Below are 14,221 nucleotides of genomic sequence, written 5' to 3'. Positions count from 1 at the left end.
GATGACCTTTGGAGAGAGTTAGGCGGGCGCGGCCAGAGCCATGGCCAAGACCAGCGCCCACCACAGAGCACCCAGGAGCATTTCAGAAAGTGTGTTGCCTAGGGACGTTCGGAACCGCAGTTCATAAGCACCGACACCGAGCAGGCCGAGCGGGACCGCCGCGAAGGCAAGCCAATACGATGCACCAGACCAGAGCGACCAGGCGGCGAGCATCAGCAACACGAAAAGCCCGGGGCGAAGGAACAACGCTACATAGTCAGACCCGAATGACACCAACGACATTGCCCGGACGAAATTGGCTGTCGCGTTGCTTGTGGTCTCTCTGTTCTTCGTCGTGCCGGCGAAGATCAAACCACAATCCTTAACCGGGCACGGCCCAGACAATGAAACCGACCAAAACAACAAGACCAAGGTGAGAGCCCTGGAAGGAACTGGTCAAACCGGCGAAGATGACGGCCACATAAAAGAGTGCGCGCCCTGGAAGCGGGTCAGTCAGTTTCGGCATGCTACCGCCTCAGATCCGGTTGAAGACCATGAACACGGGCAGTGTTGCCAGCCAGACGAGAGTCACCGAAAGCATGAGCATCCTTTCGGACATAAAAAAACCGCCTCAAAGGCGGTGCAAATGGATCGGATCAGAAGTGGTTCAGATTGTCAGATAGTAGGCCCAAAGATCGTCAATCACTTCCGGCGTATATCCCAGGGCTGGACCCAATTGCGTGACAAGCGGATGTGTCCGCTCAAATGTGTCGGCCGTGCGCCACTCGATATCAGCAACAGCCCGTTCTGCCGGATTGCTAATCTTCGCGATAATGGACGCAACATCGTCCTCAGTTGTTCCGCTGTGAAACAAGCCGAGCCTAATTTGCCTTGAGGTAAGCGGGGGCATTGCGGTGCGGATTTCATCGGCAGAGGGCGGCACCCATTCAGGTATGACGCCCCCCGCATCTAGCCAAGCTTGGGCTGCCGCGATGACTTTGATGTTCCAAGCATTATTCTCACCCGGCCTAATGCCTGTCAGAAGTTCCTCTTCAAGACCATCAGGATATCGAACGCGGTAGTTCGCCGTCCCAACGACTTTGGCCATTGCCGTTTCCGTGTGGTCCGTTTCCCAATGTGGTTCGAACCCAATAAATTCAATGATATCAGCGTTCATTATGCAACTCTCTGATAAATAGCGCGGTTACTGGAACTAACGCCCTTGTGACGCCAGGTGCCTGTGACACTCGACCCAAGAGGCTGGCCGGAGTCGCTAGTATAGAAGTCATTTGTGCTACCAAGCCGTATGGCCTTCGAAGCATTCCTACTCGGTAACGGCCCATAGGCTCCCAATACTGTCCCGATTGGGAAATTTGTGTTGTCTCTGGTTGAGCCATCATAAACTAGGGCAAGTTTATGAAATCCGCCGTCGTTCTCTTCAGCCGCAAACGCGTTTGCACTGTCATCCCAGCCCAAAGCTCTCCAAGTGTTGGAATTGTCGTCGTAGTGCTGGAGCCAACTGTCCCCACCACCGTTGTCACCAACAAACATCTCAGTGGTTGCATGAACGCGACCTGAGACCTTCACACCGGAACTGTCTGTCGTGAGCTTTACGGAGTTGTCATAGTAGAGCAAAACTCGGTCGTGTTCGAAAAGCGCACAGGAGTGGTTCGTACCGGCGCTGTCTTCATCCTGAATGTAAACACCGCTTGAGTTTGAGTGGTGCCGGTTCTGAATGTAGAGGTGGCCGGTATTGTTCCAGATGTAACTGTTTGAACCGTTGTGGCCGATACCGAGGTCGGCGCCGTTGCCCCAATAGGCATAGAAATTATCTTGCCACTCTGTATGCGCCGAAATGTCCCCAGTCGGCCCTGGTTCCCCCTGCGGTCCCTGTGGTCCAATTTCCCCCTTCGCCGCAATCAAACCCCAATCATCAGGCGAGATACTAGGGTTCTGGCCAACGTTGACCCGCAACGAAATGTAGGATGAGCCGTTATAGGTCACCGTTTCATCGGCGTTATAGGTAACGCCAGAAGACCAAAGGCCCATGTAGGTCAAGCCCGGATCGCCGGTTGCGCCTTGAGGGCCTTGCGCTCCTTGCGGACCTTGCAAGCCTTGATCGCCTTGAATTCCCTGAATGCCTTCCGGCCCCTGGACCCCTTGTTGACCCTCCGGCCCCTGAATACCCTGTTGACCTTGTAAACCCCGCTCGCCCTTGGCCGCGACCAAATCCCATTCGATAGAAGCGTCATCGGGCGTCACATTGGTATGACCTGCCACACACAGAAAGTAGGATCCGTCAAAAGAGACCGTGTCGTTCGGATCATAGGCAACCAGATTTGACCATACGCCCCGGTGGTTCATGCCAACCGGGCCGGGATTACCCTGCGGCCCCTGTGTGCCTTGCAACCCTTGCGGGCCACGGCCGAAAGGAACGCCAACAGACCAGGCACCGACCGCGTTTGAAAGCTTCCAGTATACCTCGCCAACTTCCACATCGAGAAACGAGAAATTCGCCGGCTCCGCATTGTAGGCGGCTCGATCAGCGGTCAAACCGGAAGCATCAGGCTCAAATGCTTTTCCCACCGGTCCTTCCGGCCCTTGCGGGCCTTGTGGACCAATGAGGCCTTGTGACCCTGTCGGACCGGCTGGCCCTTCCGGGCCTCTTGGACCTTCCGGCCCCTGAAATCCGGTTGGACCGCGCGGACCTTCATAGCCAAGTGGCCCACGCTCGCCTTGCGGGCCTTGCGCCCCTTGCGGCCCCTCGGCTCCTTGCGGGCCGGAAGGCCCCTGATTGCCAACCGGTCCTTTAGGTCCCTGCTCTCCTGGCAATTGAGCGATTTCCAACACCTGCTGCAATGTTGGCACATCAGAATTTTCATTTGCCTCAAGCGCATTGATCAACCGGCGGTTTGCCAGATCATAACCGCCGTTTTTCTCAATCAAAGCACGGGCAGCAACCGACTGCATGTTGATCGCTGTGCGATCCATCGCCCTTTCCATGACGGCCGGGTCAATCTCGCCGCCAGCAAGGCTGTAAGGCTGATCGTAGTCGCTGACCAGGATCACTGTCAGCTTTTCGTCAATTTGAAGATCAGCCGCTGTAAAATGGACCGTACCGGTAGAGAAATCACCGCCTGTAAAATACCAGTTGCCCGGTGACTGCTGATATTCCCAAAGGGTGGTTGACCCTTGAGCATCCGTATGGGTGACCTGAAGATTGCGTTCATCGACAAACTGGAACGGCAGATCGGCACGATCCGTCACACCGTCGCCCATCACCTGGACGCGGCCTTCTTCCAAAGCTGCTATTGTCATATTTGATTTTCCTAGAGAGTGCTCACGTGAAGCAAAGCTTCACCAAACGCAACCCACCGACAGAAAAATCGAGTGGGACGTGAGTTTACTTATGAGTAAAGTGCAAAAATTTATTATAACATCAAAATTTAATTCATAATATATTTTAAAAAAGATAGAAAGAATATAATTTTACCAAAAAATACTATCTAATTTCTAAAAACCAATATTGAAGCTAGAGTATTATTTAAGATCAAAACACATCAGTCGTCTATGATCTCCATTGCCGCCGCACTGATCAGCTTTTCATCTTCGAACCACACTATCAAACCGAGAGCGTCGTAATCGAAGGGCGTCTGAACCGAACCATTTTCATAAAGGACGCCCACGCCGATCTTGTCAGGGTCGCTTCCCATATGCGCGATGAGTTCCTCCTCGGACATTCCAATCAGGTTTTTGCCGCGAAACCCAAAATAGTCTTCACATTCAACAGTTTGAATCAGTCCATGTTCGGTTGTCACCGATTTTACAAAGTCCTGAATAATAAAGCTCCCCCATTCCTCCGGCGTTGTCCCTTCCGGCACATGGAGCTTCAATTCAAATCGTTCGATAAAGTTTTTGATCGGTGCACCAAACTTCATTGGTCCCACGCCAATTCCAGGGATCCATTCCCATTTCAAATCGGTCATCTCGCGCCCTTTCCACGTCGACTGTGAGCTTCCCCGGACTTCGCCTTTTGAGCTGCATCTTTGGCACGCCGAATCCTATCTCTCAGCTGTGTCTTTTCTCGCCGCGACGTCGAATGCTTTAAAGCCGCTTCCAAATCCATGGTTTACCGATCGCTCTGCCGCTCTCGCCTTACAGTCCTAGCTTACGTTGTAACTGCTTGCTTTCCGTGCTCCAGCTATCAACGGCAAGCTTTGGTACAAAATCAGTTGAACAACTCAGCATGTGTTTTCGATGGAAAAAATTTGTTTACTCAATTGAAACTATTCAAATTAAATACATAAAATAGCGATTTCATATTTGACAAATATTCCTAATTACTATTTTTTCGACAAAAAAAGTACAAAAATTACTCAATCTCCACAATCGGATCATCAAATCCTATGATATCAATTACATGATCATCTAACAAAACTATGTAGTGATTTAGCTCAAGATCTTTCCTGATACCTTCAGTCATCTTGTGATATTCATTGAAAAAATCACCGTCCGTGACCTTCTAAATATGCGAATAACCCACATCCAACGCATAGAGGTCATGAAGAGTTCGATAGGCATCACCTTCATCCATGACACGGTAGCAATCATGTCTCCCAAACCTGATTTTCAGGAATCTCCCTTCATTGAGATCCACTCTGAGGGTTAGGTATTCCAGATCATCCGTAAGCTGGTACAGAAAAAAGAAATGGTACAGATCAATATTTTCCAAAAGCTTGTCAGCTAACATCTAATTCAACCCCAATTTCAAAACGCCAATGAATACTCAGGATAAGCTGACTTTGTTGCTCATACCTATTCAGATCATCTCAGTCGTCTATGATCTCCATTGCCGCGGCGCTGATCAGCTTTTCATCTTCGAACCATACTATCAAACCGAGCCCATCGTATTCGAATGGGGTCTGAACCGAACCATTTTCATAAAGGACGCCCACGCCGATCTTGTCAGGGTCGCTTCCCATATGCGTGATGAGTTCCTCTTCGGACATTCCAATCAGGTTTTTGCCACGAAACCCAAAATAGTCTTCACATTCAACACTCTCAACCTTGCCAAGGTCAGTTGCCACCGACTTCGCAAAATCTTGGATAGTGTAGGATCCTAACCCCGTGGATGTTGTACCTTCCGAGACCCTAAGCTTCAAATCGAAACGTTCGATATATTCTTCGATCGGTGTGCCAAATTTTATTGGACCGACACCAACACCAGGGGTCCATTCCCATTTCCAATCGGTCATCTCGACCCCTTTCCTCGGCGGCTATGTGTTTCCCCCGATTTTGCCCGGCGTGCGGCATCTCTGATGCGATCTATCTTGTTGTACAGCTTCTTTTTTTCCCGCCGCGACGTCGATTGTTTCAAAGCCGCTTCCAAATCTTTTGTCTGCTTCTCTGCTTTGTTTATCGCTCTGCCGCGATCGCCATGCGGCCCGTTTTTGCTGCTATCCGTCGCTTTCTTTCCACCATTCCCGTTCTTTCTTCGTCGCTTTGTTTCTGCCCCATTTCCTTCATCCGGTCTTCTGTTTTCAAGAAGACTAGGATCCTCGTGGGTCTCAGTTCCAGGGGACCGCCCCTGCCTAAGTCCTGGAAACATCAGACGCTTAATGACGCCCTCGAAGCCACTGGCAGCTTCATCTGGCGTTGCTCCGAAGTAGAACCCGGTCGGCTCATCTCTTTCCAGCGGCCCCAAGCGAGGTAAAAGAGAGATACCCGGTCGCGGTGACACCCTTTGAGCATACTGCGCCCCAGTATACTTGTAGTGAGATGACTGCCCGATAAGATCGACACCATTCAGCAACTCGCTTGGAGACGCGTCAACACCAAGGTAACCCGGTGGAGACACTCGCCCCAGCAAATCCCGGGAAGTTAGCGCTATGGATGAGCCACGCTGCGGGTAATCAAGATCAAACCTTGTGCGTATTTCCCTTTCTCGTTTTCCTCCATTCGCACGCGCCAATCGTGAGGCGGCCTCTTCAGGAGAAAGGCCAAACCGGTCTCTCAAAAGGTGCCATTTGACACGAGATGCCCGAAAGCTCTGTTGATAGGGTTCCTCTGCAATTGAACTGATGCCCAGATCGGCTAGAGACCCGAGGCTCTCATATGCCGTTTTCACCTTGTCATCGGCATCGCTTTCCAGATCCTTCTTCAAAGAGGCGGCATATGGCCTTGGCAACACTCCTTTTTCTCGCGCGATCAGGCGTACCACTGCGCCCTTGTCGGCTTTGCCGTCATCAAGAAACGCAAACGCACGGTCGCTCAGCGTTTGTCGATCCAGCGCCTCGATCTCGGCGCTTCCATCGGAATTAAGCCACTTCAAAGCAGAAATGTTTATGCTTTGTTCTTCTCTAGCAAAAGTTTTAAGATCATTCAACTGCACTTTTTGGTGGGGTGTCAGAGCGGTGTTTGCGTCGATTTCGCGCGGATCAAAAAGCCCGTGGGTCTCTTCAATGCGCCTTTCGATACGTTCGGCTTCAGCGGCCGACGCGCCGGATTTCTCAGCAAGAGTGCCCATATAGATCCGCTGCAGAGTGGCGTCGGACAGGCCTTGAAGCTGCTCAGACCATTCAGGATCTAGATCTTCACGCTTGTTGTCTGAGGCGTCTTTCCGCGCCCCATTGACTGATAAGACATCGGCAGTTTCGTTGCCGCGAACTCCAAGTTCTGCTTCCAGAACACCGAGGCGTTCGTCAAGGGGGCGCGCTCCTATCCAGGTTTCGGCCACTCTTTCCTTGATCCGCTGAAACGCTGTGTCTTTGACCCGGGCAGGCAAGGGCACCGACCTTAAAAGCGTTTCTGCTCTTTTCAGCGCACCAGCGGCCTGCGCCGGGTCCCTGCTCACCTCCTCAATGAGAAGCTCTTCATCTTCCGCCAGTCCGTGCTGGAAGTACTTCTCGTTTTCGGCAGCCTCAATCGCCGCAAAACCACTCACATACCGGTCCCGGTCTGTCTTGAAATTCTGCTCGGCGCGCGTCTTGCCTTCCTCAGAAAGCCCCCTCAGGCTCTCAGCATGTTCCTTTTCGAGAAAGGCAACCATGTCTTCAGTGTAACCAGCGCCGCCAGGCCTGTTCCTGGCGCGTTCGGCAATGGAACGCTCTGTCACCCGGCTCCGGATTTTTTTCTGCCGGTTTCGCTCCTCGGCTTCGTCAATCTGATGCTGACGTTTCTTCGCATCCTGGGCCACTTGGGCCGTTTGGACCGCAGTGCCTGCAAGGCTTGCAAAGTCCTGAGCAGAGCTGCGTATTTGTCGGCCAAAGCCTTGCGTTGCCACGCCGACAGCCGTATCGGCGACCACTTGCGGGCTGCCAACACCGGGAAGGCTTTGTGTGCCGGAAAATCTTTGCAATCTCGCCATTGAAAAATCCAATAGATGAAAATTGACTGTCCGAAGGCTTTGATCAGCCGCTGGACAGGCTGTAAACGGTTTTGCCGAGGGTGGTGAAAGCGCTTGTCGCTCCGCCAAGTATCGCGCCCGCAGCGCCAATCTGGCCGGCTTTACGGCGTGACTGCGCCCGCTCCCGGGCGGTCCTGGCCTCGAAGGTCAGATTGTCCCGTTGCCCTTCAGCCCGATACCGGATGGCCTCAATGTTTTGCGCCGCTTCATAAGCGTTGTCATCGGCAACATCCGTGAGAGACCCTGTCTCAGACAGGCCCCGTTCTGCCCCGGCGGCTCTGTTGTATCCACCGGCTCGGGTAAACTGTTCCAGGGTGCGCCGACGCTCAAAGGAGGCTTGCGTTTGATTGACACCTTTTTGCCGGTCGGCCAGTTCGGCCCTGCGTTCTTCTGCCTTGGCTTCCGCATCCGCTTGCTGGCGAATGCCTTGGGCTTGCACAACGCCGCCCGCCAGCGATCCCGCAATGGAAACCGCTGCCAATACTGCTGGATGGCACATATATTATGGCTCCACGTCTCGGCCAAAGTTGATGGCCAGAATTGTTGATGGTTTTCCGCCACTGACTTCAAGTGACAGTTGCCCGCCGTCCTGCCAGCGCGTCTCAACGCACTGGTTAAGAACGCCTGACCGCAATGGCGCTGGCTCGCCGGAAGGGTCGCCCGCGCGGTAATAAACCAGCTCGTCCAGATAACCGTCTTCCGACCCGGCCCGGAGCGATCCGGTCTGCTGAACGGCAATCTGGCAGCTATCAACGCGCATCTTGCGGCCAAGGGCCGACCCGTCTTGCGCCGCAATCGGATAGGGCAAGGTTTTGGCTTGTGCCGTGACATTCAGGCCGATCAGGATATCTTCCGCCGTCTGGCCATTGGGGAGACTGACTTCCCCTCCGTCCACGGTTGCCGGGTAGTCCGTTCCATCGGCAAAAAGCACAACCTCTTCGCCTTCCAGATGGCTCAACCCTGTCACCGTGTTTGCCGGGACGCCGCTATAGAGCGCCGCACAGTCAAGATGCCACGCCTTCTCGGCTGCGCCGTCTTGAAACGGCCTCTGCATGATTTCGATATAGCGCCGGGTCGCACCGTTGATGGTTCGCCGGACTATCAGCCAAACCTCATCAGAACCGCTACCGGTGAGATCGGCCAGGCATTCCACCGGGCCGCCAAAGTCATGACGGTGCATGCCATAGACCTGCTGCTGACGTTCATAGGTAAAGCCGACGACGCTGCCCTGTTTGTCCCAGGCCCAGATAATGCTGTCAGGGTATTGCTGATAACAGGCACCTGAAATTCCGGGACGGAAAAGATGAGACTGCACCTCGCTGACCGATTGCGACACCCGGCCATCGGCGCCAAAGTCATAGGCCATCTCCCGCATATCGGTGCCATAAGGCCCGAAATAGAGAAGAACAGACCCAACCTTTATCGGGCTGACACTATTGGCGCCAAAATTGGTCTCCGGCCGTTGCTCGACATTTTCCGGGCCGAACGGGTCCTGATCGGTTGCCTTACCAACGGCACGCACAGCCTTTGAAGTCCCGACAATCAGATCATTGTCATCGACCAGCCACTGAATGCGGTTCACCTGGCCGGACAGGATACCAGCGGTAACGGCATCCGAAGCCTCAAGAACATGCGACACACCGAAATTGGTAAAATCCTCGGTCTGGCTTTCCCAGACCTTTTGCGGTTCTTCCAGAGTTCCGGCAAAGGCAAGCCGGCTCTTGTGCCAACCAACGGTTTCCGGCCAGCCTGTCGTGCCGCTCCAGGCACCCAGCCGCCAGGCCGTTTGTGCCTTGGTGTCAAGCAATGCTTGCCCATAGAGCTGCACTTTCACCACTGTGCTGGAGCTTCGACTGACGATCTTGAACCAGCGCCAGAAACCGTCGGAACCGCGAAACCGGATGTGCCGGCCGACATCGGAGGATTGAAACCCGGAACCGCCATTCACACCGGCGGCACTCGACGCCGCCAGGTTGAAGGCCGTCTGGTTCTGGCCGGCCTGGTGAAAGACGATCTGGCCAATGGCCGAGTTGTCGCCATTTGACCCGCCCCCTTGCTTGAAGCTCAGCCGGTAGTAACTGAACGCCGTTTCATTGTGAAAGGCATATTGCCGCCATTCATTGGAGGCCCAGGTGTCCTGCCCGTCTTGCGTATCCAGGATCGTCCAGTTCGAACCGTCATTCGACGCCTCGATGTTCCATTGCCAAGGCATGTCGTCGTTTTGGCTGTTGTCATTCGGCGCCTGCAGCATGTAGGCATCAATAACAACGGGACTAGCAAAACGATATTGCACCCAACCCGATGCCCCACCGGACAAGACCACCTTGCCTTCCGAGCGATTGAACACTTGCCAGGCCGCCGTGCTGTTATTGGATGCGCTCACAGTGCCGCTCGGCGCCGTGTTGGATGTCATGTCCGGAACCGGATTACCAAGCCCGGATGGCTTCAGACTGGTCGGGGTGATGTTCACATCCAGATACGGCCCGTCCTTGAATGCAATCGGACCGATGGACCAGGACGTCTCGGACTGACGTTTAAGCGCCTGAGGTGCGATGCCTCCGCCGGTGATGAACAATGTGTCCGTGGATTGAACAAACTTCAGACCGGGCAGGTCCGACAGAGTATAAGGCGTTGAAACCTCAACACTGCCAACGCGGCCTGCGCTGGTATAGACCCGAAAATACAGGTGGCCGAATTCCAGCATGTAGTACTGGCCGTTACCGAACTCGAACGGGATCAGCCAGCCGCCCTGGCTGCTGTTTTTCATCTCCCCGATGAATTTGGTTCCACCTCTGCGGCGCAAGCCGCCGCGTTTTAAGGTGATGAAGTTTTCGCAGCGCTCAAGTGACGAGCGGAACAATTCCAGATCGGAGCGGTAAATCAGCTCCGGGTCCAGTTCACCGCGGCTAAACGTGGCTTGCAGATGATAGCTCATCGGTTCGTAATGATTTCCAGATCGATTGCAGGAAGCGGTGTGCCCTGCCCTGTGTCGTAGCTCCCGGCCTTGTCAAAGGCTTCGGTGGCCGCCTGACGCAGGGCCTCAGCGCGGCTGTTCTTGCCCGTAATCACATGAGCGCATCCGGCAGCCAGAAACAGCGCAAAGCCGTGCACGAAGAGCGGTGCAAATTCGGTTTCGCGTGTGACACGCCGCACGTATCGAAGGGGAAACGGCGGCGGCTTGTCGGTCATGATCCGCTGTCCGATCACTTCAAACTTGAGGATCTCGCCACCCGGAGCTCCATCGGCGGTTTGCTGTGGCAAACGCAGGGCATCCGACGGTTTCTTGTATTGATAGGCCCATCGAAATGGCGGCTTCCCGGTCTCAACGGGTAGATGTGTCAGCGTGGTCGCAAAATCCCAGTCATGCATGGCAAGATAGGCATCGCGATGCGCGGCGTAGTGGTTCCGGAACCAGCGTGAGGCAACGGATGAAAAGTCGAAATCCCGTATCGGTGCTTCTTTCAAATGCGCAAGTGCCAGGTTCGCCATCTCCACGGACGTGTGAACGGTTCCAGTCATTCAGCTCTGCTTTCTGTTGATGTCAGGCGGCAGGTGGCAGGGTCATCTCGGCTTCATAGCCTTCAAGAGCCCGCACCGCTTCTTCCTTGTTGTCAGCTTTGACACCGGCATAATCCGCTGCCATGGCCTGTTGGGTCTTCCAGTGTTCCTTGCGCCAGCCCGCCGGCAGCGGGCGGCCAAAGGCTCCTCCGGCGGCGCTCTTTTGCTTGCGGTTCCAATCGGCGGAAATCACATTGTTCAAGGCATCGCGCTGCTGGTCCTTTCGGCTCGGCTCAGTCCCGAACCGATCCTCAAAATCCCTGGCATGGTTTTCTTCAAGCCGCTGCAGATGCTTGAGCCGGCGCATAATGATCTCGTCCATTCCAGACCCTTTCGTGAAAAAGAAAAGGGCGGCCAAAGCCACCCATTGTGATCAAATTGTGTTGGTAGTGTCTCAGCGTTCAATTTGCGGCAGGTGGCCCGCCCCGGGTCTGCGGTAGCAAGCCCGCTGGTGGTGAATGCGGTTCGCGCTGCTTTGCAGCAGCTTCGCCTGCAGCCAGCCGCCGCGCCCTGACCTGTTCTTCGGCTGCCAGAACATTCACCTGAAAGCGATCTGTCACCTTGTGCCGAACACCCGTCTCATCATCGTAGAGCAGCGTCATACGCGGGCCATAGCCATCTTCATCCGCCACGCCTCGGGCCCTGTCGTGTCCGGTGTGTTCGTTGGGAGTCAGGTACCACTTGCTCGCTTTGATACCCTCACTGGCCAGAACGGTCTCTACGTTTTCACGCACATAGTGGCGGTCCTCGCCATCGATATCCGGATAGGCGGTCTCGACCGGATATTTCAGAACCGTTCCCTCTATCTCTGGCGAATAATTGGAAAGAGACCATTTCTGCCGGAACTTCCAAAGCGCGAATTCATGGGCGGCCTCCCGGTGACCGTCCATCTCCAGATAACTTTCCAGAAGCATGTCATAATAGTCTTTCAGCGCCTCGGCTTCTTCCTCCGGACTGGTGCCGAGCCGCTGATAGCGGTCATAGGATGTCTTTCGCGCGAACGGATCCTCTTTGTCGATCTTCCTGGAACCTTCCCCATTCGCGTCCAAAGGATTGGCCAGAACCGGCTGCAGTGCACCATCATCAACATCACCTTGCGGGGCCACGATGGCTTCGGGCTCCACCGAACCATCCGAACCAGGCGCCAACTGCTGATGTCCGCGCTCTTCATCGGATCGGCCCTCAAACACGACAAAAGGCAGATATTTGTCGACAAAAAGCTCGCGGTCCTTGTTGGCATCGCGCGACAAGGCCAGATCTTGGCCGAATTCAATCTGCTTCTGCCGGTCGTTTCCTAAAGCGGCTCTTGCCGCTTTTTCCGTCGCCCGCCAGTCGATTTCCGGGCTCTCGCCGTAAAGGAAATCATTCAGATCTTCTGTGGCAATGCCCAGTTGTTCAGCCGCGCTTTCACCAAGATTGCCCAGCACCTTGCCGTGATCGATTTCGGTAACGAGCAGATGCAGCAACTGATAAGTATCGGCAAGGTCTTCGCCCGACTGATAAAGCTTGTAGCCCTGCCGGATCACCTGTGCGACGGCCGCCGCCACCGGAGCTCCTGGCCCGGTTGACGACGCAAGAGCTCCAACAAGAACCGACACGGCTGCATCCTCGGCAGCGCTTTGCGCCAATCCTTCGGCAATCGACTTGAGATCAATTCCCATGGCAGCTGCCACTTCGGAAGGCGGCAGATCGTGTTCCAGCGCAATGGCAACGACGGTCGTTGCCAACAAAAGACCAGTCGCCGTGCCTGCAATCACTGACCCTTTCCTGAAATCGATCCTTCCGGCAACTCTGGAAGCCTCGCTGATCAGCTTACCACTGCTGCCCTCCAACAACGGCAAGCCGGCCTTCTGACCGAACGGAACGGGTCTAGCCAGATCGTGCGGGTTTCGGAGGCCTTCCTGCAGCGCGCCCGTGACAGGCAACTTAGTGTCAACACCAAGTCTCAACATATCAGGCTCGCCCTGGCCAAAGCCTGGGCTAAACTTCTTACCGCGATCCCCGTCCGGTCCGCTGCCGAGTTCCAGCCGTCTTATTCTGTCTGCCCGCTCACGCCGTGCCTCTTCATAACTCCCCGGAAAAACAAGCACACCCTGCTTGTAATTTGCGCGCTTTCCATAGTTGTGACGGACAATGTTCATGTATTGTTCTTTGGTCAAATCAAGATCTGGATGCGTTACCAGCTCCAGCATCGCCCGTTTCACGGTCCAGAACCTGAAAGGCCTGTCGACAATCATTCGTTGCTTGCCGTTTTCATCGCGGTATCTGTTCTTCGCGAAATCGATATCCTGAGTAATAACCTCAAAATCGAAATCGGGATTGAGATCCATGAACTTGCGTGCCGTCATGTCCCAGATCTCTTTCCCCCCGCGCCGGCTGTGTCTCTTGCCTTTGGGGTCGTATATTTCCTTTTCTTTGTCCGTTAGTGAGGAGACGTCGAGAATTTTCATTTCACTTTTCAAACCCTCGACCCAACTCTCGAAATCAAGGAGCTTTTTGCCTCGTAGATGTTTTGAAGCCCGCATTTCAGCGTGAGCATCCTCACTAAGGAAAAAGTAGTCGCCTCGCTCCGCGAGAACGTTAAGCCCTTCGATGCCCGCGAGGCTCATGATGCGACTGATTTCAGAAACATCGATCAAAACAACGGTATCATTCATTCCGGCTGCTTCCCTGCGAATTCAAGAAATGTAGCTAGGTTTTCTCGCACATAAGCTTCGGTTTCAGAGGATCTAAGACCTGGGAGCTCCTTGCTCTCAACCAGTTCCGCCAAAAATTCAGCCGTATTGAGAGCACCAAGGCTATATGGAACTTCCGCCTTAAAAGCATACCAGTCCATGAAATCGTTTCGGGTTTCGTGAGACTCAAGCGGATTCAGATCCCAATAATCAGGGTTGTCAGGGAAAAAATTCGGTCGACTTTCTAGCAACCGACCCCACTCGATGCCTTTGAGAAGCGCTTGATAAATCTCCTGATGACGCAGCATCAGCCCGGCCAGTTCAAGCGCGTTTTCAAACGGCATCTTGGGCGCAATCTTCCCACTGCCTATTGCATATTCTTCAAAATAGGCTTTGCCCTCATCGGATTGCCGGAAAGCTTTCAACTCGTCCCGCCAACCGGTGATGTCATCAAAATCGGCCATCTGCCGGATACTCCGTTTTCAACACTATGTTCGTGAATGGCTACGGTGGTCCTCTCGGATCGCGCAAAACATCCATAAGCAGCGCGAACCCGCAACCGACCCCAAATCCTTTTGCCCAAAAGAGACTTACTCTTCGAAGA

General features: G+C 54.1%; 13 protein-coding genes. All 13 read right to left on the bottom strand.

All coding sequences use genetic code 11. The annotated features are described in order from the left end of the window. Window positions 1–18: 18 nt before the first annotated feature. Window positions 19–351, bottom strand: a complete 333-nt coding sequence (locus FIV00_RS10675) for a hypothetical protein (RefSeq protein WP_152500730.1) — start codon at window positions 349–351, stop codon at window positions 19–21. Window positions 352–361: 10 nt separating this feature from the next. After that, entirely contained in the window at window positions 362–505 is a 144-nt protein-coding gene (locus tag FIV00_RS29765; protein ID WP_173005950.1) for a hypothetical protein, read from the bottom strand. Window positions 506–646: 141 nt separating this feature from the next. Further along, window positions 647–1,156 (bottom strand): hypothetical protein, encoded by a 510-nt coding sequence (locus tag FIV00_RS10670; RefSeq protein WP_152500729.1) that lies wholly within the window; start codon window positions 1,154–1,156, stop codon window positions 647–649. Then, window positions 1,156–3,297 carry a collagen-like protein gene (locus FIV00_RS10665; protein WP_152500728.1) on the bottom strand — a complete coding sequence of 714 codons (2,142 nt, stop codon included), beginning with the start codon at window positions 3,295–3,297 and terminating at the stop codon, window positions 1,156–1,158. The genes FIV00_RS10670 and FIV00_RS10665 overlap by 1 nt, the downstream gene beginning before the upstream one ends. A gap of 242 nt (window positions 3,298–3,539) precedes the next feature. Then, a complete protein-coding gene (locus FIV00_RS10660) occupies window positions 3,540–3,965 on the bottom strand; it encodes a hypothetical protein (protein ID WP_152500727.1) in 426 nt (141 codons plus the stop codon). Between the two features lie 843 nt (window positions 3,966–4,808). After that, a complete protein-coding gene (locus FIV00_RS10655) occupies window positions 4,809–5,234 on the bottom strand; it encodes a hypothetical protein (RefSeq protein ID WP_152500726.1) in 426 nt (141 codons plus the stop codon). Then, the gene (locus FIV00_RS10650) at window positions 5,231–7,345 is read right to left on the bottom strand and encodes a hypothetical protein (RefSeq protein ID WP_152500725.1); all 2,115 of its coding nucleotides are present in this window, start codon (window positions 7,343–7,345) and stop codon (window positions 5,231–5,233) included. The genes FIV00_RS10655 and FIV00_RS10650 overlap by 4 nt, the downstream gene beginning before the upstream one ends. A gap of 43 nt (window positions 7,346–7,388) precedes the next feature. Continuing rightward, window positions 7,389–7,883: a hypothetical protein gene (locus FIV00_RS10645; protein WP_152500724.1), complete on the bottom strand. Its 495-nt coding sequence runs from the start codon at window positions 7,881–7,883 to the stop codon at window positions 7,389–7,391. 3 nt (window positions 7,884–7,886) lie between these two features. After that, window positions 7,887–10,319: a hypothetical protein gene (locus FIV00_RS10640; protein ID WP_152500723.1), complete on the bottom strand. Its 2,433-nt coding sequence runs from the start codon at window positions 10,317–10,319 to the stop codon at window positions 7,887–7,889. Beyond that, a complete protein-coding gene (locus tag FIV00_RS10635) occupies window positions 10,316–10,903 on the bottom strand; it encodes a hypothetical protein (RefSeq protein WP_152500722.1) in 588 nt (195 codons plus the stop codon). Before FIV00_RS10635 ends, FIV00_RS10640 begins: the two co-directional genes overlap by 4 nt. A 22-nt stretch (window positions 10,904–10,925) precedes the next feature. Continuing rightward, complete coding sequence (locus tag FIV00_RS10630; RefSeq protein ID WP_152500721.1) at window positions 10,926–11,264, bottom strand: hypothetical protein; 339 nt, start codon at window positions 11,262–11,264, stop codon at window positions 10,926–10,928. A 79-nt stretch (window positions 11,265–11,343) separates the two neighbouring features. After that, on the bottom strand, window positions 11,344–13,599 hold the full coding sequence (locus FIV00_RS10625) for a hypothetical protein (RefSeq protein ID WP_152500720.1): 2,256 nt from the start codon (window positions 13,597–13,599) through the stop codon (window positions 11,344–11,346). Next, complete coding sequence (locus tag FIV00_RS10620) at window positions 13,596–14,081, bottom strand: hypothetical protein (protein ID WP_152500719.1); 486 nt, start codon at window positions 14,079–14,081, stop codon at window positions 13,596–13,598. The genes FIV00_RS10625 and FIV00_RS10620 overlap by 4 nt, the downstream gene beginning before the upstream one ends. Window positions 14,082–14,221: the final 140 nt, after the last annotated feature.

This window comes from Labrenzia sp. THAF82, from assembly GCF_009363435.1.
GTDB classification, from domain to species: Bacteria; Pseudomonadota; Alphaproteobacteria; order Rhizobiales; family Stappiaceae; genus Roseibium; species Roseibium porphyridii.
The sequence above is the reverse complement of the archived record's forward strand: the minus strand, read 5'-3'. Positions and strand labels throughout refer to the sequence as shown.